Origin of the sequence: Pseudoflavonifractor intestinihominis (genome assembly GCF_040096055.1) — a bacterium.
In the GTDB taxonomy this organism is placed as follows: domain Bacteria; phylum Bacillota; class Clostridia; order Oscillospirales; family Oscillospiraceae; genus Pseudoflavonifractor; species Pseudoflavonifractor intestinihominis.
Genome location: NZ_JBBMFK010000010.1, coordinates 32,757 through 57,965 on the forward strand (window position 1 = coordinate 32,757; position 25,209 = coordinate 57,965).

Consider the following 25,209-nt stretch of genomic DNA (forward strand, 5'->3'; position numbering starts at 1 on the left):
CCCTGCCCCAACCACACCCCAGAAAAAGGACGAAGGCCCTATGCCGAAGGATCGGGACGACGAACTGAATAGACATGGCGGTCCCACGCCGGAATTCACCCTGGAGGAGATTTTGGCCGAGTACCGGGACCGCCGTGAGAGCGGCCTGGACGACGACACCATCCCCCTGCCCGTCATTCCCCAGCAGGACCTGCCCCCGGAGCACCGGGCAGGCCGGCGGAAGGAGGCGGGCAACAACGTGGTGCGCTTTCCCGGCCGGCGGCTCCGCCCCGCGCCCCAGCCGGAGGAGGACGGGGACGACGAGCCTGTGACCCCCTTCCCCGGCAAGAACCAGGCGCACGGCCGGACCGGCCAGCCGGAAGAACCGGAAGAGCCGGAGGAGGAGGCGCCGGAAGAGGACGACTCCGCCCCAGCGCCCGGCGACGGCGATGGGGACGGGGACAGCGCAGAGGAGAAGTCCTTTTTCTCCGCCAAGCTGGACGCCCTGCGCCGGAAGGCCGACGAGTACGCCGACCACATGTTCGAGGAGGAGGGCATCGAGAACGACGAGGAGGTCCGCCGGGCGGAGCAGTATCTCCCCGGCGTGGACCGGGAGGAGGAGCGCCCTCCCTTCCGCATCCGCCCGCCCCGGCGGGTCATCCCTCCCGCCCCCGACATCCCCCCGGCGGAGCTGTTCAAGCGGTACGGCCGGGGCCTCAAGTTCCTGCGGATGCGCACCACCATGGTGCTGCTGCTGTCCCTGCCCCTGCTCTACCTGACCCTGGCCCCCTTCTTCGGCCTGCCCCTGCCCGGCATGCTCTCCAGCTCCTATGAGCTCCAGGTGTACACCCTGGCGGGCATGCTGGGGGTGGCCATGCTGCTGGGCATCGACGTGCTGCTGCGGGGGCTGTTCCACCTGCTGCGGCTCCAGATGGGCATGGACACCCTGGTGTCCTTCTCCTGCATTGCCACCCTGGCCGACGCCCTCACCATGATCTCCCTGGGCGGCCGGGAGGGCCAGCTGCCCTACTGCGCCGTGTCCGCCCTGGCCCTGGGCCTGACCATGTGGGGCACGGTGCTCAAGCTCCAGGGCCAGCGCAGCGCCTGCCGCACCGCCGCCTCGGCCCACGAGCCCTATCTGGTCACCCTGGACCCGGGCAAGTGGAACGGCCGGGAGGCCTATACCAAGTGGTCGGGGGAGCCTGCGGGCTTCGGCAGCCAGATCCAGGGGGCCGACGGCGCCCAGCGGATCTTCCGTATCACTTCCCCCCTGCTCTTTATCGCCGCGTTTCTCTTCTCCATCCTGTCCTCCCTGGGCCGGCAGCGGCCTGAGCTCATCCTCTGGTGCCTGTCCGCCACCCTGACGGCGGCCGCCTCCTTTTCGGCGGCGCTGTGCTTCGGCATGCCCTGGAACAGCCTGTGCCGCCGCCTGTCCGGCGTGGGCGCGGCCATCGCGGGCTGGGACGGCGTGGCCGGCGGCAACGGCGCGGGCATCCTCCTCACCGACGCCGACCTCTTCCCCCCGGGAGCCGTGGCCCTCAACGGCATCAAGATCTTCGGCAATTTCTCCGTGGAGAAGGTGGTGGCCGTCACCGCCACCCTGATCCGGGACTCGGGCAGCGGCCTGGACAAGATCTTTCACGACCTGCTCCGCTCCCAGGGGGCCATCTACCGCCGCTGTTCCGCCTTCGAGCGGTGCGAGGGCGGCCTGGCCGCCGACATTCGGGGGGAGCAGATCCTGGTGGGCTCCGCGGCCTTCATGCACCTGATGGAGGTGGCCCTGCCCCAGGGCCTCAACGTGAAGAACGCGGTGTTCTGCGCCATTGACGGGGAGCTGGCCGGGCTGTTCGCCCTGAACTACAACCTCCACGGCGCGGTGCGGCCCGCCCTCACCGCCCTGATCCGCAACAAGATCGGCCCGGTGCTGTGCACCCGGGACTTCAACTTGATTCCCGCCATGCTCCGCCAGCGGTTCAAGCTGCCGGTGGAGAAGATGGAGTTCCCCGAGATGGCCCGGCGGACCGAGCTGTCCGACCCGGACCAGGAGCACAGCGACACCCTGTGCGCCGTCCTCTGCCGGGAGGGGCTGGGCCCCTTCTCCGAGGCGGTGGTGGGGGGCCGCAGGCTGCGGCAGGCGGTGCGGGGCAGCGCGGCCCTGGCCTCCGTGGGCTCGGCCATCGGCGTACTGCTGGCCTTCTATCTCACCTTCGGGGAGTCCTACGCCTCCCTCTCCCCCGCCAACCTGCTGATCTTCATGGTCATGTGGCTGGTGCCCACCCTGCTCATCTCGGGCTGGGTGAACCGGTATTGATAGGCAAAAAAGTCCCCTGCAATCCGCTCAGTGCGGCTTGCAGGGGACTTTGCTGTCAGGACAGGCCCAGGCAGGCCCGGATATCCGACCGGATGGACACCATCTCGGGGTAGTCGAAGAAGAAATTCAGCTTCTGCTCCCACACCGCGTCCCCCGGCCGTGGCTCGTCCTGGAGGACAAAATAGGTGAAGCTCTCGGCGATGTCCTCCGAGGGATTGGTGGCGGCGTAGCTGGTGACAAAGTCGTCCTCATGGCGGAGGAAAAAATTGTAGCTCTCCGGGTCGGACAGGCGGTCGTCCAGGTACCCGGTCCAGAACTGCTGGTAGAAGTCGTCCAGATAGGACCCCTCCCGGCACACCATGCCCGCCTCGTTGTAGGTGGAGGCGGTCTGCCGGGTGGTGTACTTCACCTGCTGGGCGTTGAGCGTCAGGTAGTGGCTGTACTCGTGGATCACCGTCTCGGTGAAGGTCTGGCCGTCTCCCCCGTCCACCGGGTCCACGGCGATCTCCCACTTGGTGCCCTCGTCGTCCGCCTGCTGGACATAGGCCAGGGTCTCGTCCGGCCCGTCGGTGAACACGATGAAGCGGGTGAAGTCCTCCCAGGCGTCCCGGGGCAGGATGGTCTTCATCTCCTCCCACAGGGCCTGATAGTCCGCCTCGGTGTACCCGCTCTGGCCGGCGGCGGCAGCGGCTGCGCCGTCCTCGGCCCGGAGGCCTCCGTCCGGCGTGATGGCAAAGGCGGCCAGGGTCCTGGACTCCAGGTCCTCCGGCGGGGCCCAGGAGCCCGCCTCCCCGATGTAGCGGCCGGTGTACTCCTCATAGAGGCCGTTGAGTTTGTCCACAAGCCGCTGCTCCTGGGTGGATTTCTCCCACTCGTCCTTGGCCAGCCGCTCCTGGCGCAGGGGCCAGAGCTGCTCCATCAGGTCCATGCAGGCGTTATACTCCTCCTCCGTCACCTTTCCGGACAGCAGGCCCAGCTGGGCCTCCAGCATCTCCCGGGCGGCGGCGGTCTCCTCTTCTGTCAGTTCCCGGGCCCGTCCGCCCAAGCCGGCAAAGCCGCCGGCGGCGACGGTCTCCTTTCCGCAGCCGGTCAGGAGCAGCAGGGTGAGTACCAGGGCCATCAGGCCGAAACGTCTGAATTTATGCACAAAAAATACCTCCGTGGTGGAAAAGTCAGGCTGTCTGTCCGCCCCTCTGGGCGTTCCACAGCCGGGCGTACTCCCCGCCGGCCGCCAGGAGCTCCTGGTGGGTCCCCTCCTCCTTGATGCCCGCGCCGTCGATGACGATGATGCGGGAGGCGGAGCGGATGGTGGACAGCCGGTGGGCGATGATCAGGGTGGTGCGTCCCTCCGCCAGGGCGTCAAAGGCGGACTGGATGTGGTCCTCGGTGACCGAGTCCAGGGCGGAGGTGGCCTCGTCCAGGATGAGAATGGGCGGGTTTTTCAGGAAGATGCGGGCGATGGACACCCGCTGTTTCTGGCCGCCGGACAGCATGACGCCCCGCTCGCCCACCTGAGTCTGGAAGCCGTCGGGCATGTCCATGATGTCGTCGTAGATCTCCGCTAGCTTGGCCGCCGCCACGATCTCGGCGTTGGTGGCGTCGGGGCGGCCGTAGCGGATGTTGTCGTAGATGGTGCCCGCGAAGAGGAACACGTCCTGCTGGACGATGCCGATGTGCTCCCGCAGGGAGTGCTGCTTCAGGGTGCGCACGTCGTGGCCGTCCACCAGGATGCGGCCCTCGGTCACGTCGTAGAACCGGGGGATGAGCTGGCACAGGGTGGACTTGCCGCCGCCGGAGGGGCCCACCACCGCCACCGTCTCGCCGGGACGGACGTGGAGGTTCACATGGGAGAGCACATCCTCGGCGGAGGACTCATACCGGAAGGTCACGTCGTCCACCAGAATGTCCCCCTTCACGTCGGTCAGGTCGGCGGCGTCGGGGGCGTCCTGGATCTCGGGCTCCACGTCCATCAGCTCCACGAACCGCTTGAAGCCCGCCATGCCCTGCATGAACTGCTCCACAAAGGCGGACAGCTTGCGGATGGGGGTGATGAAGGTGGTGACGTAGAGGGAGAAGGCGGTCAGGTCGGCCAGGTCCATCTTTCCCTGCATGATGAGCATGCCGCCGAAGGCGATCACCAGCACGCTCATCATGCCCATGGCCAGCTCCAGGCCGGACTGGTAGGTGGCCATGGCCTTGTAGTAGCCCCGCTTGGCGTTGCGGAACTGGTCGTTGGCGGCGGCGAACTTGGCGCTCTCGGCGTCCTCGTTGGCAAAGGCCTTGGCGGTGCGCATGCCGGAGATGGAGGACTCCACCTCCCCGTTGATGCCCGCCAGCTTGGCCTTCACCTCGGTGGAGCAGCGCATCATCCGCTTGCGCTGGAAGATGGTGAACAGGGCGAACAGGGGCACCACCGCGAACACAATCAGGGCCAGCTCCCACCGGATGGTGAGCATGATGATGAAGGCGCCCGCCAGGGTGACCACGGAGATGAACAGGTCCTCGGGGCCGTGGTGGGCCAGCTCGGTGATCTCAAAGAGGTCGCCGGTGACCCGGCTCATGAGCTGGCCGGTGCGGTTCTTGTCGTAGAAGGAGAAGGACAGGTCCTGCATGTGGCCGAACAGGTCCCGGCGGATGTCCGCCTCCATCCGCACGCCCAGCAGGTGGCCCCAGTAGGTGACGATGTAGTAGAACACGCCCTTGAGCACATAGGCCGCCGCCAGCACGGCCATGACGGTGAAGAAGGTGGCGAACAGCTTCTGGGGCAGCAGGTCCTTCATGGCCAGCCGGGAGAAGTAGGGGAAGGCCAGGTCCACGATACAGATGAGCAGGGCACACACCATGTCCAGGGCAAAGAGCTTCCAGTGCGGCCGGTAGTAAGAGGCAAAGATACGGAGATATCCCCGCCTGCCTTTACGCTTGGAGGTCAACGCAATTCTTCCTTTCTTTTCTTTCATTACAGGGGTAGTATAGCCACTCCCCGCGCCCCTTGTCAACGACATTGGGGGATAAACAGCGGTCAAAGGGGAGAAATCCGGCGGAAAAGCCCCCCTATCCTTCTGATTTTTGAAAGCCTGTCCGGTATTTGGCAGGGTGCGGCCCCCGGGCCGTCCGGCATTCCCCGGGCGGCGCGCCCGGCGGGCCCAACCGCCAGCCGCAAAATTGCATATAAATCCTCACCTGTCTATTGCGTGCTTTGTATAAAACATCTACAATGTAGTTGGGACAGATCTCAGGATCTGAAATTACACAACGGACAGAAGGAGCGATGAACATGAAACAGAGACGAAGCGGCATCCGTACCCTGCTGGCCGGGCTGCTGGCCGCGGCCCTGCTGGTCTCCCTGGTCCCCGCGGCCCTGGCCGCCGGCACCGGCGAGACCCACATCACTATCATCGGTACCTCGGACACCCACGGCAACATCTGGGGCTACTCCTATGAGGATATGAAGGAGAGCACCGGGGACGGTCTGGCCCGGGTGTCCACCTACGTCAGCCAGGTGCGGGCGGAGAACCCCAACACCATTCTGGTGGACGTGGGCGACACCATCCAGGGCACCATCATGACCGACGACCTCTACTCCAAGGACACCGCCAACCACCCTGTCCCGGCGGCCCTGAACTACATGAAGTACGACGCCTGGACCCTGGGCAACCATGAGTTCAACTTCGGTGTGGACAAGCTCAAGTCCATCATCGCCCAGGCGGACATGCCCGTGCTGGCCGCCAACATCAAGAACGCCGACGGCTCCTACCTCACCGGCGCGGGCTACACCATTGTGGACCGGGGCGGCGTGAAGGTGGCCATCATCGGCGTGGACACCCCCAACATCCCCCGCTGGGACGGCACCAAGCAGGGCGTGGACTCCCTGACCTTTGAGCCTCTGGCCGACGCCGTGGCCGCGTGCATCAAGGAGATCGGCAGCAAGGCCGACGTGATCATGGTCTGCGCCCACGCCGGTCTGGAGGCCGAGTACTCCACCGACGGCGCCGACGCCGCCAAGACCATTTTGGAAAAGTGCCCCGAGGTGGACGTGCTCCAGATGGGCCACACCCACACCAGCTACATCAACAACGACACCATCCCCGTGGGCGAGACCAAGAACAACGCCGGCGAGGTGGTCCGCTACGACCTGACCCTCAACGCCGACAAGGAGATCACCTCCGCCACCGTGGAGACCGTGTCCATGAAGGACGTGGCTCCCGACCAGGGCCTGCGCAGCGTGCCCGCCATCAAGACCGCCCAGGAGAAGACCGTGTCCTTCATCCAGGACAACGTGCTGGGCCACGCCGCCGCCGACTTCCAGCCCGTCAACGAGATCAAGGGCATCCCCGCCGGGCGCATCATGGACACCGCCGTCATCGACCTGATCGGCACCGTCCAGCTGGAGAACTCGGGCGCCGACGTGACCGCCGTGGCCCTGTTCAAGGACACCAGCGACCTGAAGAAGGGCGACCTGAACTACGGCAACATGTTCGACATCTACAAGTACCCCAACGTGCTCTACACCGTGAAGGTGACCGGCGCGGAGATGAAGGCCTACATGGAGTGGGCCGCCGAGTGCTGGAACCAGTGGCAACCCGGGGACATCAACATCTCCTTCAACCCCGACAAGGCCGGCTATCTCCACGACCACTTCTGCGGCCTGAACTACGAGGTCAACCTGTCCAAGCCCGCCGGGCAGCGGATCGAGAACGTGACCTTCAAGGGAGCGCCCCTCACCGACGACATGACCCTGACCCTGTGCGTCAACGACTACCGGTACACCGGCCTGAAGAACGAGGGCATCATCTCCGGCGAGAAGGAGTGGGAGTCCTCCTCCTCCGTGCGGGACATGCTGGTGGCCTATCTGGCCCAGCACGATCCCCTGGAGCCCGTGGTGGACAACAACTGGAAGATCACCGGCGTGGACCTGCAGCTGGACAACCCGGAGCGGGCCGCCTACATTGAGAAGATCAACTCCGGCGCGCTGGCCACCCCCTACAACAAGAGCATCAATCTGAACGAGGCCAACAACGTGGTGGTCAACGGCAAGCTGTACTCCGCCGCCGAGCTTCAGGGCTTCTACCGCCTGCGCGATATCGCCACCGCCTTTGCGGGCACCACCGCCGGCTTCAACGTGGAGTGGGTAAAGGGCCAGGTGGTCATCACCACCGGCGCCGCTTACACCACCGCCGCCCTGCCCGCCGTCACCGTCCCCGCCTTTGAGGCCTCCGGCACCATCACCGTCCTGGTGGACGGCAAGCCGGTGGATGTGGCCGCCGAGCTGTACCAGGGCAACTACTACGTCTCCCTGGGCGCCATCAACACCCTGCTGGGCATCCAGGCCACTCAAGCCGACGGCGTGATCACCCTCACCGCCGACAAGGCCGCCGACGCCGGAAACGGCAACGCCGGCTGACATCCGATCGTCTGCCCCATCCGGGCGGGCGGGGAAATCCCCGCCCGCCCGTTTTCTTTTCCGGTCCGCCCTTTGGGGCAGGTCTGGGCCTTGCGTCCGCCGTCGGAGCGGATTATAATAATATAATATCTGCCAAACGCGGAATCATATCATGATTTGGATGTGAGGTCCTTGGAATGTGGGATATTCTCAACAACCTGCTGGTGGTGGCGGGACAGGTGGTCACCCTCTTTCTGCTGATGGGGGTGGGCTTCGTGATGGCCAAGCTGGGCCGTCTCTCCCCCTCCACCCTGGGGCAGCTGTCCAACCTGCTGCTCTATGTGGCCATCCCCTGCGTCATCATCAGCTCCATGCAGATCGACCCTGACCCCGGCCTTCTCCGGAACATCGGCATCATGTTCCTCATCACCGTGGCCTACTACGTGGTGTTCTGCTCTCTGGTGCCCCTGCTCTTCCGCTCCAGCCCGGAGGACACCCGGGTAGTGCTCCGGTTCAGCACCGTATACGCCAACAACGGCTTTATGGGTATGCCCCTGCTCCAGGCGGTGCTGGGGGAGGGCGCGGTCATCTTCGCCGTGGTGGCCACCGTCACCTTCAACCTCTTCCAGTGGACCCACGGGGTGATCCTGGTGGGCGGGCAGAAGAAGATCTCGGTCCGCCAGGCCCTCATCAACCCGGGCACCATCGGCCTGGCCGTAGGGTTGGTGCTGTTCCTCAGCGGCCTGCGGTTGCCCTCCATGGTGGGCAACGCGGTGGACTTCCTGGGCGACCTGAACACCCCCCTGGCCATGGTGGTCATCGGCGGCCAGATGGCCTCCACCGACCTGGGCCGCACCTTCCGCCGGCCCGACCTGTACGCCTCCTCCATCCTCAAGCTGATCGTTATCCCCCTGATCACCGCCCTGGTGCTCCTGCCCTTCCACCTGCCCGCCCTGGTGTACTGCTCCATGGTCATCCTGGCCGGCACCCCCACCGCAGGCACCAGCGGCATCCTGGCCCAGCAGTACAACCGGGACGTGGGCTCCGCCGCCCAGATGGTCACACTGTCCACCCTGCTGTCGGTCGTCACCCTGCCGGTGGTGGCGGTCATGGCCAACCTGCTCTCCTGAAGACGAAAGGGGCGCTGCCGGACATCCGGCAGCGCCTCTTCTTATTATTACACGAATACCACCTGCACCAGCACCATATAGAGAATGGTGCCGCCGAAGATGGAGAGCAGGTTGTTGTGCTTCCACAGGTGGAGCAGGATCACCGCCGCCACGGCGATGACCTGGGGCAGCCATCCGGCGGGAGTGAACAGGCTGGCGCTGCGCAGGCCCCGCAGGCAGTAGACGATGAGCATGGCGATGATGGCGGGGGGCAGCACCCGGCCCAGGTAGAGCACCAGCTTGGGGGGATTGCCGCCCCGGTCAAAGAGCAGGAAGGGCAGCGCCCGGGTCAGGAAGGTGACCACGGCCATCACCGCGATGGCCAGTACGGCATGTATCACCGGCGTCATACGCCCGCCTCCTCTCCGGCGGCGTTCTGCCCCTTGTCCAGCCTGGGCCGGAGGAGGAGCAGTGCCACCACGATGGCCCCCAGAGCGGGGAGCAGCATCTGCTCCTCCCCCACCAGGATGAGGAAGAGCAGGGTGCAGCCCGCGCCCAGGAAGGCGGGCAGGTGCTCCCTGGCCGCCTTCCACTGGTCCACCGCGATGACCACAAAGAGGGCGGTCATGGCGAAGTCAATGCCGGTGATGTCAATGGACAGCAGGCCGCCGGCCACGCCGCCGATGACCGACCCGGCGATCCAGTACAGGTGGTCCAGAATGGCCACGGCGAAGTAGAAGTCCTTGGGCCGCACGCCCACAGGCACGGACGCCCCCGCCAGCAGGGCATAGGTTTCATCTGTGAGGGAAAAAATCATATAGAACTTCCGCCAGCCCATGCCCCGGAACTTCTCCAGCATGGACAGCCCGTATACCAGGTGCCGGAAGTTGATGAGCAGGGTCATCACCGCCACAGTGCCCAGCCCGGCGGCAGTGGCCAGCAGCTCCACCCCCAGGTACTGGCCCGACCCGGCGTAGATGGTCAGGCTCATGAAAAACGCCCAGATAAAATTGTAGCCCGCCCGCTCCAGCATCAGCCCGAAGGCGATGCCGATGGAGAGATAGCCCATCAGCACCGGCAGGGTAACGGGAAAGGCGGCGGAGAGCGCCTTGCGGTTCATGGGAACTCCTCCTCTGTTTACTTGCACACAATAGATTGCTAAAGCAATAGTTTAGTACTTTTTCAGGAAAAAGGCAAGCAGAGGTTTACAATTTTTCCGTCCTGGGCAAAGTCTGATTGCATTTCCCATAGGATACGGTATAATAGGACCATTCACTCTCCGGGCGGAGGCTCCGGCCTGAACAGGGGATCTCAGCCCCTGCCGGCAGTCGGAACGCCGCTCCATCCGCCCGGTATTTTTCTCACAGATGCAGATCCTTGCCATCATGCGGCGGCCCCCACGGACCGCCGCAGCTTTTACTATCTTTTCGCTCCCCCTCCCCACAGCCCGGAGGGTCCGCCCAGTCTTATCTGTTCGGAGGAATTATGAAGAAACTGCTCTTTATCTACAACCCCCACGCCGGAAAGGGCCAGATCCGCGCCAAGCTGGCCGACGTGCTGGACATCTTCACCAAGGCCGGATGGCTGGTGACCGTCCGCCCCACCCAGGGCAAGGCGGACGCCACCTACACCGCCGCATGGCTGGGGGGCGAGTTTGACCGGCTGGTCTGCTGCGGCGGCGACGGCACCCTCCACGAGGTGGTGACCGGCCTGATGGAGGTCAGCCACCGGCCTGAGCTGGGGTACATCCCTGCCGGCACCACCAACGACTACTCCCGCAACCTGAAGCTGCCCAAGGGCTACGAGGCCATGGCGGCAGCGGCGGCGGAGGGCGTGCCCCGCCCGGTGGACATCGGCCGGTTCAACGACCGGTATTTCGTCTATGTGGCCGCCTTCGGCGCCTTCACCGATGTGGCCTACGACACCCCCCAGCAGGTGAAGAACATGTTCGGCCACCTGGCCTACGTGCTGGAGGGCATTTCCCGGCTGGGCAATCTGAAGGGCTACCAGGCCCGGGTGGAGTACGACGGCGGCGTGCTGGAGGAGGAGTTCATCTTCGGCATGGTGAGCAACACCGTCTCCGTGGGGGGCATGCTGGGCCTGCCCGCCGACTCGGTGGCCCTGGACGACGGGCTGCTGGAGGTGGTGCTGGTGCGCACCCCCCGGAACCCCATGGAGCTCCAGGGGGCCATCACCGCCCTGATGAAGCAGACCACCGACGAGGCCGCCGGGGTGATGGGCTTCCACGCCTCCCGGCTGAAGATCACCTGCGCCGAGGAGACCCCCTGGACTCTGGACGGGGAGTACGGCGGCGCCCCCCAGGTGGCCGAGATCCAGGCCTGCCGCCACGCGGTGACCATTGTCTACGGCGCCTGAGGTTCCCCTCTCTCCGCAGGATCTCCGTCCCGTTTCGCCCTCCCGGGCGAGGCGGGGCGGTTTTGTCTTTTGACGCGCCCTATTTGTGAAAAAACCGTCAGATCAGGTCCTCTTTTCCTGTTTCCCACACTTCCTTCTCACTTTTATGTTAAAAATGCTGCAAATCAAAAAGTTTTTTCTCCGTTTTAAATTTATTTTATACAAAAATTTCTTGACATTCCCCTAAGAGGATGGTTTATAGTTTGAGTTGGACGGAGGGCTGCTCCGCTGGCCCGGCTGGAAAAATTCAGCCCGGTTCCCGGCCAGGTTGTGTGTCATGGCGGGTGGCGGAGGACGGCGGAACGCGCCTCGGTTCAGTCTATTTTATAATCAGAAAGGGATGTGTTTGTGTGAAAAAGGAAGACACCGCAGCGAAAACCCCCGAGACCACCGCGGCTGACAGCAGCGATGAGTACAGCAACGCGCGCGTTCCCAAATCGGCCCGGAGGTCGGCCCTGAGCCTGCTGACCGTCTCCCTGGGCTATGTGTTCGTGGTCACCAGCATGCAGGCCGGCGGCAGCATGGGCGTGGGCCTGACGTTTACCGACACCGTCACCGCCACGCTGCTGAGCAGCGTAATTCTTGCGGTGCTGGCCTGCGCCATGGGCGTTATCTCGGCCAAGACCGGCATGAGCACCGGCCTGCTGAGCAAGTATTCCTTCGGCAAGGCGGGCACCTACGTCCCTGTGGCCATTGTGGTGGTCACCACCATCGGCTGGTTCTCCATTGACGCCTACCTCATCGGCCAGACCACCAATACCCTCTTCCCCATAGTCCCCATCATTCCCGTGGCCATCCTGGGCGGCATCGGCATGACCTTTACCGCCATGCGGGGTATGAAGTGGATGACCTGGCTGAGCAACATTGCCGTGCCCCTCATCATTATCTTCGGCATCATCTCTATGGTCATTGCAGTCAACGACGCCGGCGGCATTGTCGGCATGAACAGCATTGTCCCTGCCAAGCCCATTGATTACAGCTACGCCGTGGGCCTGGGCGTGGGCTCCTACGCGGTGGGCGCCGTCATGTTCACTCCCGACATCATGCGCTTCTCCAAGAGCATCCGCTCCGCCATTATCGTCATGATTATTACCCTGATGCTGGGTAACACCTTTATGCTCCTCTCCGGCGCCATCGGCTCCGTGGTCACCGGCACCCCCGACGTGGCCATCATGCTGTCCATGCAGGGCCTGCTGGCCCCCGCCTTCCTGGTGCTGGTGCTCAACATCTGGTCCACTGCCCAGGGCTGCGTCTACTCCGGCTCCATGACCCTCAACAGCGTGGTGCCCAAGGCCAAGCGCACCTGGCTGGTCATCGGCTTCGGCGTCATCGGCATTATCTTCGCCATCATCGGCTTCTACAACTACTTCGGCTCCTATATCGATTTTCTGTCCGCCACCGTGCCCCCGCTGGGCGGCATCTTCTTTGCCGACTTCCTGGTGACCTATAAGCAGGACTACCCCGACCCCGACAAGGCGGAACTGCCCACTGTCAATATCGCCGGCTTTATCGCCTGGATTCTGGGCTTTATCGTCACCCGCATCCCCTTCGGCATGCCCGTGGTCAACGGTATCATCGTGGCCTTTGTGGTCAAGGCGGTGCTGGGCGCCATCATGGGCAGCGGGGTGAAGACTCGCGCTTAATTTCACCTCAACCACACGCGAAAGGAAGGATTTTAAATTTATGAAAGGCTTTGCAGAACATTTTGTGGACGACGGCTCCAACTACGAACTGACCGACCCCGCCCTGCTCATTGTGGACATGGTCAACGACTTCTGCAAGGAGGGCGGCGCCATGGTGCTGCCCGAGGGCATGGAGACCGTGGAGCCCACCCAGCGGCTCATCGCCGCCTTCCGGGCCAAGAAGCTGCCCATCATCTTCATCAACGACTGGCACCGGGCCGGCAAGTACGACAAGGAGTTTGACAAGCGGGCCCCCCACTGCATCGAGGGCACCTGGGGCGGCAAGGTCATCGACGAGCTGGCCCCCCAGCCCGAGGACTACCAGATCCCCAAGCGCCGCTTCAGCGGCTTCTACCAGACCGACCTGGATCTGGTGCTCCGGGAGCTGGGCCGCAAGACCGTGGTGGTCACCGGCGTGGTCACCAACATCTGCGTCCGCTCCACCTGCCACGACGCCTTCTTCCGGGGCTATCAGGTGGTGGTGCCCAGAGACTGCGTCCGGGCCACCGGACCCCGGGAGCAGGAGTCCTCCCTGTGGGACATTGAGACCCACTTCGGCGCCGTCACCGACAGCAACACCATTCTTGACCGGCTGTGACCCGCCCTGCCGCCGCCAGGCGGCCATTCCGGACGGCAGAGGAGGGGGACGCGAATGCTGACCGTCAAGGCAGCGGCCGACGAGACCGGCCTCACCGTCAAGGGAATTCGTTTCTATGAGAAAATCGGTCTGATCCGGCCGGCGGAGCGTTCGCCGGCCGGATACCGGCTTTATTCGGAGGAGGACGTGGCCCGCCTCCACCAGATCCACTTCTACCGGGAGCAGAAGTTCTCTCTGGAGGACATCGACGCCATGCTCAACGACCCGGATGTGGACCTGCGCAGCTATCTCAAGCGCCAGCTCTTTGACGTGGAGGACCAGATCCGGGAGCTGGAGCGGGTGCGGGACACCCTGGACCGGGTGCTGCGGGAGAACGACTGCCGGGGCGCCATCGGCGACAAGGTGCGGGACGCGGAGCACCGCAGCCGGTACGCCATCGTGAGCACGGACATGCAGAACGAATTTCTGGACGGCGGGTCCATGTCCTGCCGCCGCATCTGCAACATCATAGAGCCCCTGAAGGCCATGCTGGAGCGGGCCAGGGCCATGGGCATCCCGGTCATCTACGTCCGGGACTCCCACCACTGCAACGACCCCGAGCTGGAGATCTGGCCCGACCACTGCCTGGAGGGCACCTGGGGCGCCCAGATCATCGACCAGCTGGCCCCTGCCCAGGGGGATTATGTGCTGAAAAAGAACTACTTCAACGCCTTTATCGGCACCAAACTCCAGGCCACTCTGAAAAAGCTGGGCACCGAGGCCATCATCTTCACCGGCTGGCGGACCCACGTCTGCGTGGCCCAGACCGCCATCGAGGCCTTCCAGCGGGGCTACCGCATCCTGGTGGCGGAGGACTGCGTGGACTCCACCACCCAGGTGGAGCACGAGTTCGGCCTGAACCTGCTCCAGGTCAACTACTGCGCCGAGGTGCTGCCCTGGCAGACCATTCTGGATCTGATCGCCCAAAATACAGCGCCCGGAGAGATGTCCGGCCAACAGGAGAGGAGTGAGGCGACGTGAGCGGGACCATGATGGCCGTGGTGTACCACGGCAAGGGGGACCTCCGCTTTGAGGAGCGGCCCGTCCCCACCCTGCTGGACCCCCGGGACGCCATCGTCAGGGTGGGCATGTCCAGCATCTGTACCAGCGACTTCCACATCCGCAACGGCGCCGTCCCCCGGGCCAGGGAGGGCGTGATCCTGGGCCACGAGTTTGCCGGCGAGGTGGTGGCCGTGGGCGACGCAGTCAAAAAAATCAGGCCCGGCCAGCGGGTGGCCGCCAACGTGGAGACCTTCTGCGGTGAATGCTGGTTCTGCAAGCGGGGCTTTGTGAACAACTGCGTGGAGGGCGGCTGGGAGCTGGGCTGCCGCATCGACGGCTGCCAGACCGAGTACGTCCGGGTGCCCTTTGCCGACAACGGCCTGACCGTCATCCCCGACAGCCTGGCCTATGAGGACGTGATCATGCTCTCCTGCATCCTGCCCAGCGGCTATTTCGGCGCTGAGCTGGCCGAGATCAGGCCGGGCGACACGGTGGTGGTGCTGGGCGCCGGACCGGTGGGCTGCACCGCCATGATGAGCGCCCGGCTCTTCGGCCCCGCCTGTATCGTGGCGGTGGACCCCATTGGGGAGCGGCTGGACTTTGCCCGGAAAAACGGCTGGTGCGACGTGGCGGTCAATCCCAGCACAGAGGACCTGGCGGCCGTGGTAAAGGGCCTCACTGGCGGGCGGGGCGCCGACGCGGTCATCGAGGCGGCGGGCGGGAAGGATACCTTCCAGACCGCCTGGCAGGTGGCCCGGCCCAACGGCGTGGTGGCCCTGGTGGCCATGTACGAGGAGGCCCAGAGCCTGCCCCTCCACCTGATGTACGGCAAGAACCTGACCTTCAAGACCGGCGGTGTGGACGCCTGCCACAACGATGTGCTGATGAAGCTCATTGAGGGGGGAAAGCTCAACTGCCGCCCCCTCATCACCCATACCATGCCACTCAACGACATCATGCACGGGTATGACATCTTTGAGCACCACCTGGACGGCTGCGTCAAGGTGGCCATTACCCCATACCGGCGCTGACACGCAGAACGCCGCAGGGCCGGGACAGCCGCGGCAGAGGGGCATTTCGTCCCCTTCCGCCGCCGGCCCAGCTCCGGTCTGCCGGACTACCGGGCAGCGCTTGCGGCACTTTCTGAATATCAGACGCAAAAAGCCCGGAGGATCTCAGCGGTCCTCCGGGCTTTCTCCAATCCCCCCTTTCCGGATCTACTCCGTCTCCTCCAGCTCCAGCAGCACCTGCCCTGCCGCCCGGGCAAACAGCCGGGCGCCCCGGATGGCCTCCTGGAGGGTGTTGCCGTGGGCCCCCACCTCCACCAGCAGGGAGCCGTTGGTCAGCGCCTGGTTGTACACCGAGCTGCTGCGCATGGTGATGGGCCGGGCCAGGGTGGGGTAGAGGGTGTTCATACTCTTCTGAATTTTCATCGCCAGCGTCAGATTCTCCATCCAGCGGGGGTAGTCGCCCCCCTCCGGGCTGCCCATGACCAGCATGACCTGGGCGGTGTCCTGGCCGTCCACGGTGGTGAGGGGCTTGTAGACCGTGCCGTCCTCCCCGATGAGGGCGTCCCGGTGGACGTCCAGCACGATCTTGATGGACGGATACTGCTCCAGGTACGCCTCCACCCCCGCCCCGGAGCGGGAATAGGCCCCGCTATACTGGGGGTAGTCGTAGGGGGTCTCGTCGTGGACCACGGACAGCCCCATCTCCTCAAAGACCTCCTTCATCTCCTCCCCGATGCGCACCATGTTCTGGGTGTTGTCCAGGGTGCGGCTGTTGTCGGTCTGGACGTAGACGTCCGTGCCGTCGGGGGTGTACGCCTCAGTGGCGTGGGTGTGCATGATGAGGATCTGGGGCTCCGACGGGTCCCCCAGGGTGATGTTCACCGGCGCGGCCGCCAGGGCGGCGGCGTCGATGTCCAGGCCGGTGGGATTGTAGATGTACACCCCGTCGGCCTGGGTATACCCGCTGCCCGAGGAGGGCACCAGGGTGCGGGGGACGATGTCGTCCGGCGCGGTGGTGACCGCGGGCAGATTGGCCGGGTCCTCCGGGTCCTCGGCCTCCGGGGTGGGGGATGGCTCTGCCGGGTCCTCCTGCTCCGTCTGCTCCGCCCCCTCATAGGCGTCCCCAGCCAGCTGCCGGGCCACCGCCTCCCCGTTGCTCCGCAGCAGAACCGACTGACCCACCACCAGCCGGCCCCACTGGTCCAGGGTGTCAAAAGGGCCCCCGGCTCCCTCCACCTCTCCCAGCTCCGCCCGCAGCAGGGCGGACACCAGGCTGCCGTCCTCTCCCATGGCCTTGAAGGCCTCGGCCGCCGCTCCCGCCCCCGCCGCCGTCAGCAGCGCCCATACCGCCGCCGTCACCATCAGCAGCGCCGCGCTCCGCCGGAGCACCCGGCCCCACTGAATCCCGCTGTGCCTGTCCCTTTTCATCCGTATCCCATCCCTTCCTGGGGGAATTTTATGCGGCAGGCGGGCGGGGTATGACGGTTACTTAGTTTGATTTTCAAAACACGCTTGACTTTCATACATTCCGCTCTATATAATGGCTATTGAGCAGTAATAGCGGCCTGATTCTACACATTTTTAAAAAGGAGGCGACTGCCGTGGACCAGCACCGTGAGGAGCTCAACCGCTTTCTGGTTGAGGTGTTTCACGATATTCTCAAAACCGAGGAGCTGGCCCTCTCCAGTTCAAAGAAGGAGCTGTCCCTCCGGGAGCTCCATCTGATCGAAGAGGTCTGCCGCGCGGAGGACCAGGGGTTGGACAACCGGGCCACCGCCATTGCCGCGGCCCAGCGGGTGACCGCGGGCACACTGACCACGGCGGTGTCTCTGCTGGAGCGGAAGGGCTATCTGATCCGCTGCCGGGATGAGCACGACAAGCGGGTAGTGCGCATTCTCCCCACCGAGAAGGCCCGCCAGGCCAACCGCGCCCATGAGCGCTTCCACGAGGAGATGGTGGAAAATCTCCTCAGCTTCCTCACCCAGGAGGAGGCCCAGGTCTTTGTCCGGGCGCTGGGGCGGGTGTCCCTGTTTTTCCGGGAGAAGATGTTCTCCGCCTGCGCCGAGGCCGAGGCAGAGGCGTAAGGCCGTTTTTCTCAGATGTACATTGCAATGCTGCCAAAATGCAGCAGGAGGTATTTGAAATGATCCGTATTATCACCGACAGCACCAGCGATCTCTCCCCCCAGCGCCGGGAGGCCATAGGGGTGGATGTGATCCCTCTCTCGGTCCAGTTTGGCCAGGAGATCTTCCGGGACGGCGTGGACATCACCAACGCGGAGTTCTACGACCGGCTGTCCAAGGCGGAGGCCCTGCCCACCACCTCCCAGATCAACCCGGAGGTCTTTGCCGACCTATTCCGGAAGTACCTGGACCAGGGGGACGAGATCGTGGGCATTTTCATCTCCGGGGCCATGTCGGGCACCTGCCAGAGCGCCCTCATCGCCCGGGACATGGTGGACGGTGAGGACCGCATCCACATCGTGGACTCCCGCACCGTCACCTTTGCCCTGGGCCTGCTGGTGGAGGTGGCCGCCACCCTGCGGGATCAGGGGCTGTCCGCCGGGGAGATCGCCGCCCGGCTGGAAGCTCTGACGGGCCGGGTCCGCCTGCTGGCCGTGGTGAACACCCTGAAGTATCTGAAGATGGGCGGACGCATCTCCACGGCCACCGCTGTGGTGGGCGGCCTGCTGGGCATCTCGCCCATCATCACCATTGAGAACGGCCTGGTGGAGGGCATCGGCAAGGCCCGGGGCCGGAAGGCCGCCTTCCAGTGGATCGCCAAGCGGATGGAGAAGGAGACCCCCGACCTGTCCCTGCCTGTGGGCTTCGGCCACTCCAACGCCCCAGAGGCCATGGCCGAGTGCCAGGCCTTCTTCGCCGACGCCATCGCCGGCGCCACCGTCTTTACCAGCGACATCGGAAGCGTCGTGGGCACCCACGCCGGCCCCGGCGCCACCGGCATCGTCTATTTCCGCGCAGAGTAACAGCAAAGGGTCCCAGGCTTGCATCCTGGGACCCTTTGCATATAAAAGGCGGCGCACCGCTTCCGCAGTACGCCGCACTTTGATTTTTTTATTGCGAGAAGGCGCTTATACCTTCTGGGCCGCCAGTTTCGCTCTGCTCGCCAGCTCCAGGCGGCGAATCACATACACAGAGTCGGTGACGACCTTGACCGGCTTGGAGAAGTCCAGCACAAACAGACCGATAAAGGACCCCGCGTCAATGCGCACAGAGCCGTCCTCGGACTCAAAAAACACCGGCTCTTCCACTGCCTGGGCCAGCTTCTGCACCTCGGCAATCTCGTTGAAGGAATCGAACTTTGCTTCAAAAACCATTTAAGGTCACCTCCTTTAGGCATCCTCAGTATACCATTGGAGGCTTGTCTGAATCAATGGTCGCTTTCCACAATCTTCAGTGCAGGTTAAGCGCTGCGTTACGTCTTATTATCCGGTATTTTTTCAGTTAAGAAACATCTTGTTCTCTATTTCAGGCTTTGTCTTTCATTAATCTGGAAGTAAGCCTCAGGATTGCAGCATTTTAGCTCGTCCTTAAATCAGAAAGACGCGCACTTGGCCTCCTCGTCCAGATAGTCCAGCTGGGAGAGCAGCTCCTGGGATTCGGTCACGATGCAGACGGGGCGGGAGTAGTCCAGCGCAAAGAGGCCGATGAGGGACTTGGCGTCAGCCAGCACGTCTCCATCTGTTTCCCGGAGCATGACCTCCTCGGGGACGGAACAGGCCATGCGGCGCAGGCAGCGGAGCTCCTCTGCACTGCGGAACTTTCGGACAACTGTCATATACGCTCCCTCCTTTGCCCCATCATAGCACACTTTTCTCTCCCTGTGAAGCAGAGTTATTTTCTTCACATTCTTTTCTTTTTTGCCTCTGTATCGCGTGAAAAAGTTCACAATTCTTTTGCCCGCGCCAACGCCGCCTGTCGGAATCCGGCGGTAAAAAAATACGCTCCGGTACACAAATTCATTGTTTCCTACTAGGAAATGTGGTACAATAAAATGTAAGTGTCGGGAAAGCCGGCACATAATCTTTAGCATTGGAGCGCACATATTCTATGATAGACTTCCAAATACCCCAACTGGCCGACAAGGGCTGGATGGACCAGCTGCTCAGCCGTTCCGACTACCGGGGCTGCGAATATAATTTTACCAATCTCTACACCTGGAAGGATGCCTACCACCACCAGGTGGCCCGGCTGGATGACTTCCTCCTGGTGCATCTGTGCGGCGGCCTGGGGTGCAGCTACCTCTACCCCGCCGGCAGCGGAGACCGGGCCGCAGTGATCGACGCCCTGCGGGCCGACGCAGAGGAGCGTGGCCAGCCTCTGCGGCTGGTGTGCCTCACCAAGGAGCAGACCGAGGAACTGGAGACCCTGTTCCCCGGCCGGTTCCAGTTCGAGGCCGACCGGGACGGCTGGGATTACCTCTATGACATCGACCGCCTGGCCGACCTGAGCGGCAAAAAGCTCCACGGAAAGCGCAACCACATCAACCGCTTCCTGGAGAACAACCCCTCCTGGGTCTACGAGCCCATCACCCCGGACAGTCTGGCCGAGTGTCTGGAGATGGATAAGGAGTGGTACCGGCGGAGCATGATCCGGGAGGGCGCCGCCGAGGAGCGGGACCTGGGCGACGAGGGCCGGGCCCTCCGGCTGGCCATGGAACACTACCACGCGCTGGGTCTGGAGGGCGGACTCATCCGGGTGTACGGCGAGGTGGTGGCCTTCACCATGGGCGACATGCTCTCCTCCGACACCTATGACGTCCACTTCGAGAAGGCCTACGGAGAGCTTCAGGGCGCCTATACCATGATCAACCGGGAGTTCTCCCGCTGGGTGCGGGAGCACCACCCCAACGTCCGCTACCTGAACCGGGAGGACGACATGGGCGTGGAGGGTCTGCGGAAGGCCAAAGAGTCCTACTACCCCGACCTGATGGTGGAGAAGTACAGCGCGGTCTGGCAGGCATAACGGCACAAAGCACCCCCTGAAACGGGCGTGCATTCAATCAGAAAGATGGGTGATACTATGGTAGAGATCCGTCCCTCCAGAGCGGAGGAGCTGAAGGAGCAGAAGGCCCTGTGGAAGGTGGCCTTTGGCGATGACGAGGCGTATATCGACCTCTTTTACAAGACCTGCGCCAAGCCGGAAGACATCATGATCCTGACCGAGGACGGGGTCCTGTGCAGCATGCTGGCCCTGATGCCCCTGGAGCTGTCCCTGCCCAACGGGGAGACGCTGACCTCGGCCTATGTGTACGCCCTGGCCACCGACCCCAACGCCCGCAAGCAGGGGTATGGCCGTGCTCTGCTCCAGTACGTGGAGCTGTACCTGCGGGAGCGGAATGTGGACTGCATCACCGTGGTGCCCGCCGAGGCCAGCCTGTTCAAGTTCTTTGAGACCGTGGGCTTCGGCGAGTGCTTCTCCACCCGGAAGCTGGAGCTGCTGGAGAGCATGGTGCCCCCCTCTCCGGCGGGGAGCAGTCTGGAGGAGATGGACGCCGCCGCCTACGGGGCCCTGCGGGAGCGGCTGCTCTCCGGGGTCTTCCACGCCCGCTACGGCGAGAAGCTGCTGGCCTTCCAGGAGGGCGCCTCCCGGCTCAGCGGCGCCGGGCTCTACCGGGTGGTCATCGACGGCCGGGAGGGCTGCGCCGCCGCCGAGTACACCAGCGACAGCAGCCTTGCCATCAAGGAACTGCTCATCCCGCCCACCCTGATGGAGGGAGGCGTATCCTTAATAAAGGAGAAACTCCAGGCCGACCGGTACTTTATCCGCACCCCCGCCCTGTGGGACGGGTTGCCTGGAAGCTACATCCAGCCCTTTGCCATGGTCAAGTGGCTGCGGGAGGACCTGCGTCAGACCTGGGGCGAGGAGCGCTCGGGCTACTTCGGCCTGGGCTTTGACTGAGCCTTACAGGCGCGGCGCCGCAGATGCGGCGCCGCGCTTTTTTGTACTTGACCGCCTGCAAAGCCCCCCTTCTCTCTGTCAAAGCCCCATTTGGACGCATCTGGCGCCCAATTTTGGCTCTGGCCGGCGGTCTGAATGGTCAATATGTCTTATATTGAATATTCATTCAGTCTCATTTGAATGCAACCCACAAAAATTCAAAAAATACTTGCTTTATCCCTGCATGGGGTGTATAATCCAGTCAATCAAAAATCCCGAAGGATTTTAAGGAGAGAATGAATATGAAAACCTGGAAGAAGATTCTTGCGTTTGCCCTTGCCGCCGGCATGAGCCTTTCCCTGCTCTCCGGCTGCGGCACCACCACCACCGGCGGCGACACCGGTTCCCCCGCCCCCTCCGGCAGTACCGCTCCCTCCGAGAGCGCCCAGCCCTCCGGCGAGCAGACCGCTTCCTTCACCACCGTGGAGGAGGGCAAGCTCCACATGTCCACCAACGCCACCTTCCCCCCCTACGAGATGACCACCGATGACGGCAGCTTTGAGGGCATCGACGTGGAGGTGGCCCAGGCCATCGCCGAGAAGCTGGGCCTGGAGCTGGTTGTGGACGACATGGGCTTTGACGCCGCCCTCACCGCCGTACAGACCGGCCAGAGCGACATTGCCATGGCGGGCATCACCGTCACCGACGAGCGCGAGGAGGTCATGGACTTCTCCGAGAGCTATGCCACCGGCGTGCAGGTGGTCATCGTCAAGGAGGACTCCCCCATCCAGACCATCGATGATCTGGCCAACGCCGACATGATCGGCTGCCAAGCCGCCACCACCGGTTATATCTACGCCTCCGACACCCCCGAGAACGGCGGCTACGGCGAGGACCACGTCACCGCCTATGACAGCGGCGCCCTGGCCGTCATGGCCCTGGTCAACGACCAGATCGACGCGGTCATCATCGACAACGAGCCCGCCAAGGCTTTTGTGGAGCAGTACGAGGGCCTGAAGATCCTGGAGACTCCCTGGGTGGAGGAAGAGTACGCCATCGGCGTGGCCAAGGGCAACACCGCCCTGCTGGACGCCATCAACTCCGCCATGGACGAGCTGAAGGCTGATGGCACCTTCCAGGCCATCGTGGACAAGTACATCACCGCCGAGTAAAGAAATTCCGAAAAAGGGCGGCCTCTCCAGGCCGCCCTTTTTTCCCGTAGTAAGAACAAGGAGGGATTTTGTGTTTCAAGATCTGACCAATTGGGTCATTGAGCTGGGTCCCCGGCTCCACGCGGCTTTTGTGGAGGGCGACCGCTGGCAGCTCTACCTTCAGGGCCTGCTCACCACGCTGGAGCTGACCGTGGTGGCCCTGATCGTGGGCGTGGTGCTGGGCGTGGTGGTGGCCGTGATCCGCACTGCCCACGACCAGCAGCGCCCCGGACGGAGGAAGAACGTCTTCCTGGGCTTCCTCAACGTGATCTGCAAGATCTACACCACCGTCATCCGCGGCACCCCCATGCTGGTCCAGATCCTCATCTGGGGCTTTGTCATCTTTGCATCCAGCCGCAACAAGTTCATGGTGGGCGTGGTGGCCCTGGGCATCAACTCGGGCGCCTACGTGGCGGAGATCGTCCGCGGCGGCCTGATGGGCGTGGACGTGGGCCAGAGCGAGGCGGGCCGGTCCCTGGGCCTGGGCTACCTGGACACCATGCGTTTTATCGTCATCCCCCAGGCCTTCAAGAACATCCTGCCCGCTCTGGGCAACGAGTTCATCACCCTGTTCAAGGATACCTCCCTGGTCAACACCATCGGCCTGGCCGAGCTGACCTACCGGGCGTCCCGTATCGCAGGCCGGACCCTCGACTATATGCCCCCCTACATCGGCATCGCCATCATGTATCTGGTGGTGGTCATCATTCTCACCTGGCTCCAGGGCAAGCTGGAAAGGAGGCTGCGTCAAAGTGATCGACGTTAAAAATCTGTCCAAGTCCTTTGGCGACCACCTGGTCCTGGACAACATCACCGAGCACATCGAGCAGGGGGAGAAAGTGGTTATCATCGGGCCTTCCGGCTCGGGCAAGTCCACCTTCCTCCGCTGCCTGAACCTGCTGGAGACCCCCACCAGCGGCACCATCACCTTTGAGGGCACGGAGATCACCTCCCCCAAGACCAACATCGACCTGATGCGCCGTCAGATGGGCATGGTGTTCCAGCACTTCAACCTGTTCCCCAACATGACCATTCGGAAGAACATCACCCTGGCCCCGGTGCGCACCAAGCTGATGGGCCAGGCCGAGGCCGACGACATCGCCACTACGTTTCTCAAGCGGGTGGGCCTGTCGGAAAAGGCGGACGCCTATCCCGCCCAGCTCTCCGGCGGCCAGAAGCAGCGTATCGCCATTGTGCGGGCCCTGGCCATGAAGCCCAAGGTGATGCTCTTCGACGAGCCCACCTCCGCCCTGGACCCCGAGATGGTGGGCGAGGTGCTGGACGTGATGAAGGAGCTGGCCGACGAGGGCATGACCATGGTGGTGGTCACCCACGAGATGGGCTTTGCCCGTGAGGTGGGCAGCCGGGTGCTGTTCATGGACGGCGGCCACATCCTGGAGCAGAACGAGCCCCACGCCTTTTTCGCCCATCCCAAAGAGCAGCGCACCATCGACTTCCTGTCCAAGGTGCTGTAAAAGAGCAAAAAATCGTCCCGCAGGAGAGACAACCTCTTCTGCGGGACTTTTTTATGCTTATTTGTGGTTCAGGTTGCACTCGGCGCCGGCGGGGCAGGCGGGCCACAGGCCGGCCGCCTTCCGCATGGGCTCCAGGGCCAGGCGGTTGAACAGGGCCACGCACCGGCCGATGGCCACCATGGCCACCAGGGTGCCCACGCCGATGCCCACCACGTGGCCGGCAGCCAGCAGGCACAGAGACACCGACACAATGACACAGGCCACATCCACTGTGTTCTTGCCCAGGCCCAGGCCCTTGCCCATGGCCACACCGGCCGCGCGGGCCATGCCGTCGGGCGGGCTGGTCACCAGGTCCATGGCCACGATCATGGCCGCTCCCACGCCGGTGCACACCACGGAGCCGGCCAGCAGGACGATCTTCTGCCACAGGGCGGGGGTGTCCAGCCCCAGCGGCACCGCCAGGCGGTCAAAGGCGCCGGTGAAGAAGTTGAGCATAAAGCTGAACACCAGGGAGAAGGGGATCTCCAGCAGGTCCAGCTTGCGGGTGCGCCTGCCCTGAAGGATGAACTGCACGGTCATAAAGACCATGTACACCCCCATGGTGGCCACGCCGAAGTCGATGTTCCAGATCTCCGAGATGGCGTAGGCAGGGGAGATGATGGGGGACACGCCCAGCTGGGCCCGGGTACTCAGGGTATTGCCTACGGCCAGGATCAGAACGCCCAGCAGGTAGATCCCCATCCGCCGGGCCATAGCGCCGGTGAGGACGGCGCTTCTCCGCCTTACACCGGCGTCAGCACTGACCAGGACCTCCGCCTCCAGCTGGGGCGCGCTGCAAACTTCAGCGGATTCCGCCATCACGTAACTTCCCATGTTCAACGCCTCTCCTTCGTTAAAAATGATGGGGCAGATCCCGCACGGCGGGTGAATGTTGATACCGTTTTATTCTTATCTGTCCTCGCTTTAAGTATAACTGTCTCTCCGGAGAAGTCAATAGTTTTGAAATAAGTTTATTTTTTAACCGTATATTGCGAAAAATAAGACAATATAGGTCAAAAAAGTAACATACACGATAGATATTTCACAAACGAAAAAGCC

The 25,209-nt window shown here is 63.5% G+C and carries 23 protein-coding genes; 15 read left to right on the forward strand and 8 right to left on the reverse strand.

Features of this window, described 5'->3' with window-relative positions:
- Positions 1-40 precede the first annotated feature (40 nt).
- Positions 41-2,290: an HAD family hydrolase gene (locus tag WMO64_RS07445; RefSeq protein WP_349231576.1), complete on the forward strand. Its 2,250-nt coding sequence runs from the start codon at positions 41-43 to the stop codon at positions 2,288-2,290.
- Between the two features lie 55 nt (positions 2,291-2,345).
- On the opposite strand, the gene WMO64_RS07450 is transcribed toward WMO64_RS07445, so the two are convergent.
- Both WMO64_RS07450 and WMO64_RS07455 read right to left on the reverse strand, forming a co-directional pair.
- On the reverse strand, positions 2,346-3,437 hold the full coding sequence (locus tag WMO64_RS07450) for a zinc-binding metallopeptidase (protein ID WP_349231577.1): 1,092 nt from the start codon (positions 3,435-3,437) through the stop codon (positions 2,346-2,348).
- Between the two features lie 25 nt (positions 3,438-3,462).
- Positions 3,463-5,247: an ABC transporter ATP-binding protein gene (locus WMO64_RS07455; RefSeq protein WP_349231578.1), complete on the reverse strand. Its 1,785-nt coding sequence runs from the start codon at positions 5,245-5,247 to the stop codon at positions 3,463-3,465.
- Between the two features lie 317 nt (positions 5,248-5,564).
- On the opposite strand from WMO64_RS07455, the gene WMO64_RS07460 reads away from it, so the two are divergent.
- Positions 5,565-7,691, forward strand: a complete 2,127-nt coding sequence (locus WMO64_RS07460) for a bifunctional metallophosphatase/5'-nucleotidase (protein ID WP_349231579.1) — start codon at positions 5,565-5,567, stop codon at positions 7,689-7,691.
- A 176-nt stretch (positions 7,692-7,867) separates the two neighbouring features.
- The gene (locus WMO64_RS07465; protein ID WP_294517873.1) at positions 7,868-8,800 is read left to right on the forward strand and encodes an AEC family transporter; all 933 of its coding nucleotides are present in this window, start codon (positions 7,868-7,870) and stop codon (positions 8,798-8,800) included.
- 47 nt (positions 8,801-8,847) lie between these two features.
- Here WMO64_RS07465 and WMO64_RS07470 read toward each other — a convergent pair whose 3' ends face one another.
- Entirely contained in the window at positions 8,848-9,189 is a 342-nt protein-coding gene (locus WMO64_RS07470) for a branched-chain amino acid transporter permease (RefSeq protein WP_294517875.1), read from the reverse strand.
- On the reverse strand, positions 9,186-9,899 hold the full coding sequence (locus WMO64_RS07475) for an AzlC family ABC transporter permease (RefSeq protein WP_294517877.1): 714 nt from the start codon (positions 9,897-9,899) through the stop codon (positions 9,186-9,188). The genes WMO64_RS07470 and WMO64_RS07475 overlap by 4 nt, the downstream gene beginning before the upstream one ends.
- A gap of 365 nt (positions 9,900-10,264) precedes the next feature.
- Between WMO64_RS07475 and WMO64_RS07480 the strand changes: the two genes are divergently transcribed.
- The 5 genes from WMO64_RS07480 (at position 10,265) to WMO64_RS07500 (ending at position 15,546) form a co-directional block, all read left to right on the forward strand.
- Positions 10,265-11,155 (forward strand): diacylglycerol/lipid kinase family protein, encoded by an 891-nt coding sequence (locus WMO64_RS07480; protein ID WP_349231580.1) that lies wholly within the window; start codon positions 10,265-10,267, stop codon positions 11,153-11,155.
- A 389-nt stretch (positions 11,156-11,544) separates the two neighbouring features.
- Positions 11,545-12,837, forward strand: coding sequence for a cytosine permease (locus tag WMO64_RS07485; protein ID WP_294517882.1), 1,293 nt, complete (start codon positions 11,545-11,547; stop codon positions 12,835-12,837).
- A gap of 40 nt (positions 12,838-12,877) precedes the next feature.
- Complete coding sequence (locus tag WMO64_RS07490; RefSeq protein ID WP_294517884.1) at positions 12,878-13,474, forward strand: cysteine hydrolase family protein; 597 nt, start codon at positions 12,878-12,880, stop codon at positions 13,472-13,474.
- Positions 13,475-13,528: 54 nt separating this feature from the next.
- On the forward strand, positions 13,529-14,494 hold the full coding sequence (locus WMO64_RS07495; RefSeq protein WP_349231581.1) for an isochorismatase family protein: 966 nt from the start codon (positions 13,529-13,531) through the stop codon (positions 14,492-14,494).
- Entirely contained in the window at positions 14,491-15,546 is a 1,056-nt protein-coding gene (locus WMO64_RS07500) for an alcohol dehydrogenase (protein WP_349231582.1), read from the forward strand. Before WMO64_RS07495 ends, WMO64_RS07500 begins: the two co-directional genes overlap by 4 nt.
- Before the next feature lie 186 nt (positions 15,547-15,732).
- Here the strand turns inward: WMO64_RS07500 and spoIIP are convergent, their stop codons facing one another.
- Positions 15,733-16,953, reverse strand: coding sequence for a stage II sporulation protein P (spoIIP, locus tag WMO64_RS07505; RefSeq protein ID WP_294517892.1), 1,221 nt, complete (start codon positions 16,951-16,953; stop codon positions 15,733-15,735).
- A gap of 173 nt (positions 16,954-17,126) precedes the next feature.
- Here spoIIP and WMO64_RS07510 point away from each other — a divergent pair, with 173 nt between their 5' ends.
- Both WMO64_RS07510 and WMO64_RS07515 read left to right on the forward strand, forming a co-directional pair.
- Positions 17,127-17,609, forward strand: coding sequence for a MarR family winged helix-turn-helix transcriptional regulator (locus WMO64_RS07510; RefSeq protein WP_294517894.1), 483 nt, complete (start codon positions 17,127-17,129; stop codon positions 17,607-17,609).
- 59 nt (positions 17,610-17,668) lie between these two features.
- Positions 17,669-18,511 carry a DegV family protein gene (locus WMO64_RS07515; protein ID WP_349231583.1) on the forward strand — a complete coding sequence of 281 codons (843 nt, stop codon included), beginning with the start codon at positions 17,669-17,671 and terminating at the stop codon, positions 18,509-18,511.
- 105 nt (positions 18,512-18,616) lie between these two features.
- Here the strand turns inward: WMO64_RS07515 and WMO64_RS07520 are convergent, their stop codons facing one another.
- Together WMO64_RS07520 and WMO64_RS07525 are read right to left on the reverse strand one after the other, a co-directional pair.
- The gene (locus WMO64_RS07520) at positions 18,617-18,862 is read right to left on the reverse strand and encodes a hypothetical protein (protein WP_294517898.1); all 246 of its coding nucleotides are present in this window, start codon (positions 18,860-18,862) and stop codon (positions 18,617-18,619) included.
- Between the two features lie 218 nt (positions 18,863-19,080).
- Positions 19,081-19,323 (reverse strand): hypothetical protein, encoded by a 243-nt coding sequence (locus WMO64_RS07525; protein ID WP_294517900.1) that lies wholly within the window; start codon positions 19,321-19,323, stop codon positions 19,081-19,083.
- Positions 19,324-19,595: 272 nt separating this feature from the next.
- Between WMO64_RS07525 and WMO64_RS07530 the strand changes: the two genes are divergently transcribed.
- From WMO64_RS07530 to WMO64_RS07550, 5 genes are all read left to right on the forward strand, one after another.
- Entirely contained in the window at positions 19,596-20,510 is a 915-nt protein-coding gene (locus tag WMO64_RS07530; RefSeq protein WP_294517903.1) for a DUF2156 domain-containing protein, read from the forward strand.
- 57 nt (positions 20,511-20,567) lie between these two features.
- Positions 20,568-21,446, forward strand: coding sequence for a GNAT family N-acetyltransferase (locus tag WMO64_RS07535; RefSeq protein ID WP_349231584.1), 879 nt, complete (start codon positions 20,568-20,570; stop codon positions 21,444-21,446).
- A 281-nt stretch (positions 21,447-21,727) separates the two neighbouring features.
- The gene (locus tag WMO64_RS07540; protein ID WP_349231585.1) at positions 21,728-22,597 is read left to right on the forward strand and encodes a transporter substrate-binding domain-containing protein; all 870 of its coding nucleotides are present in this window, start codon (positions 21,728-21,730) and stop codon (positions 22,595-22,597) included.
- A gap of 70 nt (positions 22,598-22,667) precedes the next feature.
- Positions 22,668-23,402 (forward strand): amino acid ABC transporter permease, encoded by a 735-nt coding sequence (locus WMO64_RS07545; protein ID WP_294517911.1) that lies wholly within the window; start codon positions 22,668-22,670, stop codon positions 23,400-23,402.
- Positions 23,389-24,111: an amino acid ABC transporter ATP-binding protein gene (locus tag WMO64_RS07550; protein ID WP_349231586.1), complete on the forward strand. Its 723-nt coding sequence runs from the start codon at positions 23,389-23,391 to the stop codon at positions 24,109-24,111. Before WMO64_RS07545 ends, WMO64_RS07550 begins: the two co-directional genes overlap by 14 nt.
- 57 nt (positions 24,112-24,168) lie before the next feature.
- Here the strand turns inward: WMO64_RS07550 and WMO64_RS07555 are convergent, their stop codons facing one another.
- On the reverse strand, positions 24,169-24,984 hold the full coding sequence (locus WMO64_RS07555; RefSeq protein ID WP_294517916.1) for a YczE/YyaS/YitT family protein: 816 nt from the start codon (positions 24,982-24,984) through the stop codon (positions 24,169-24,171).
- Positions 24,985-25,209 lie beyond the last annotated feature (225 nt).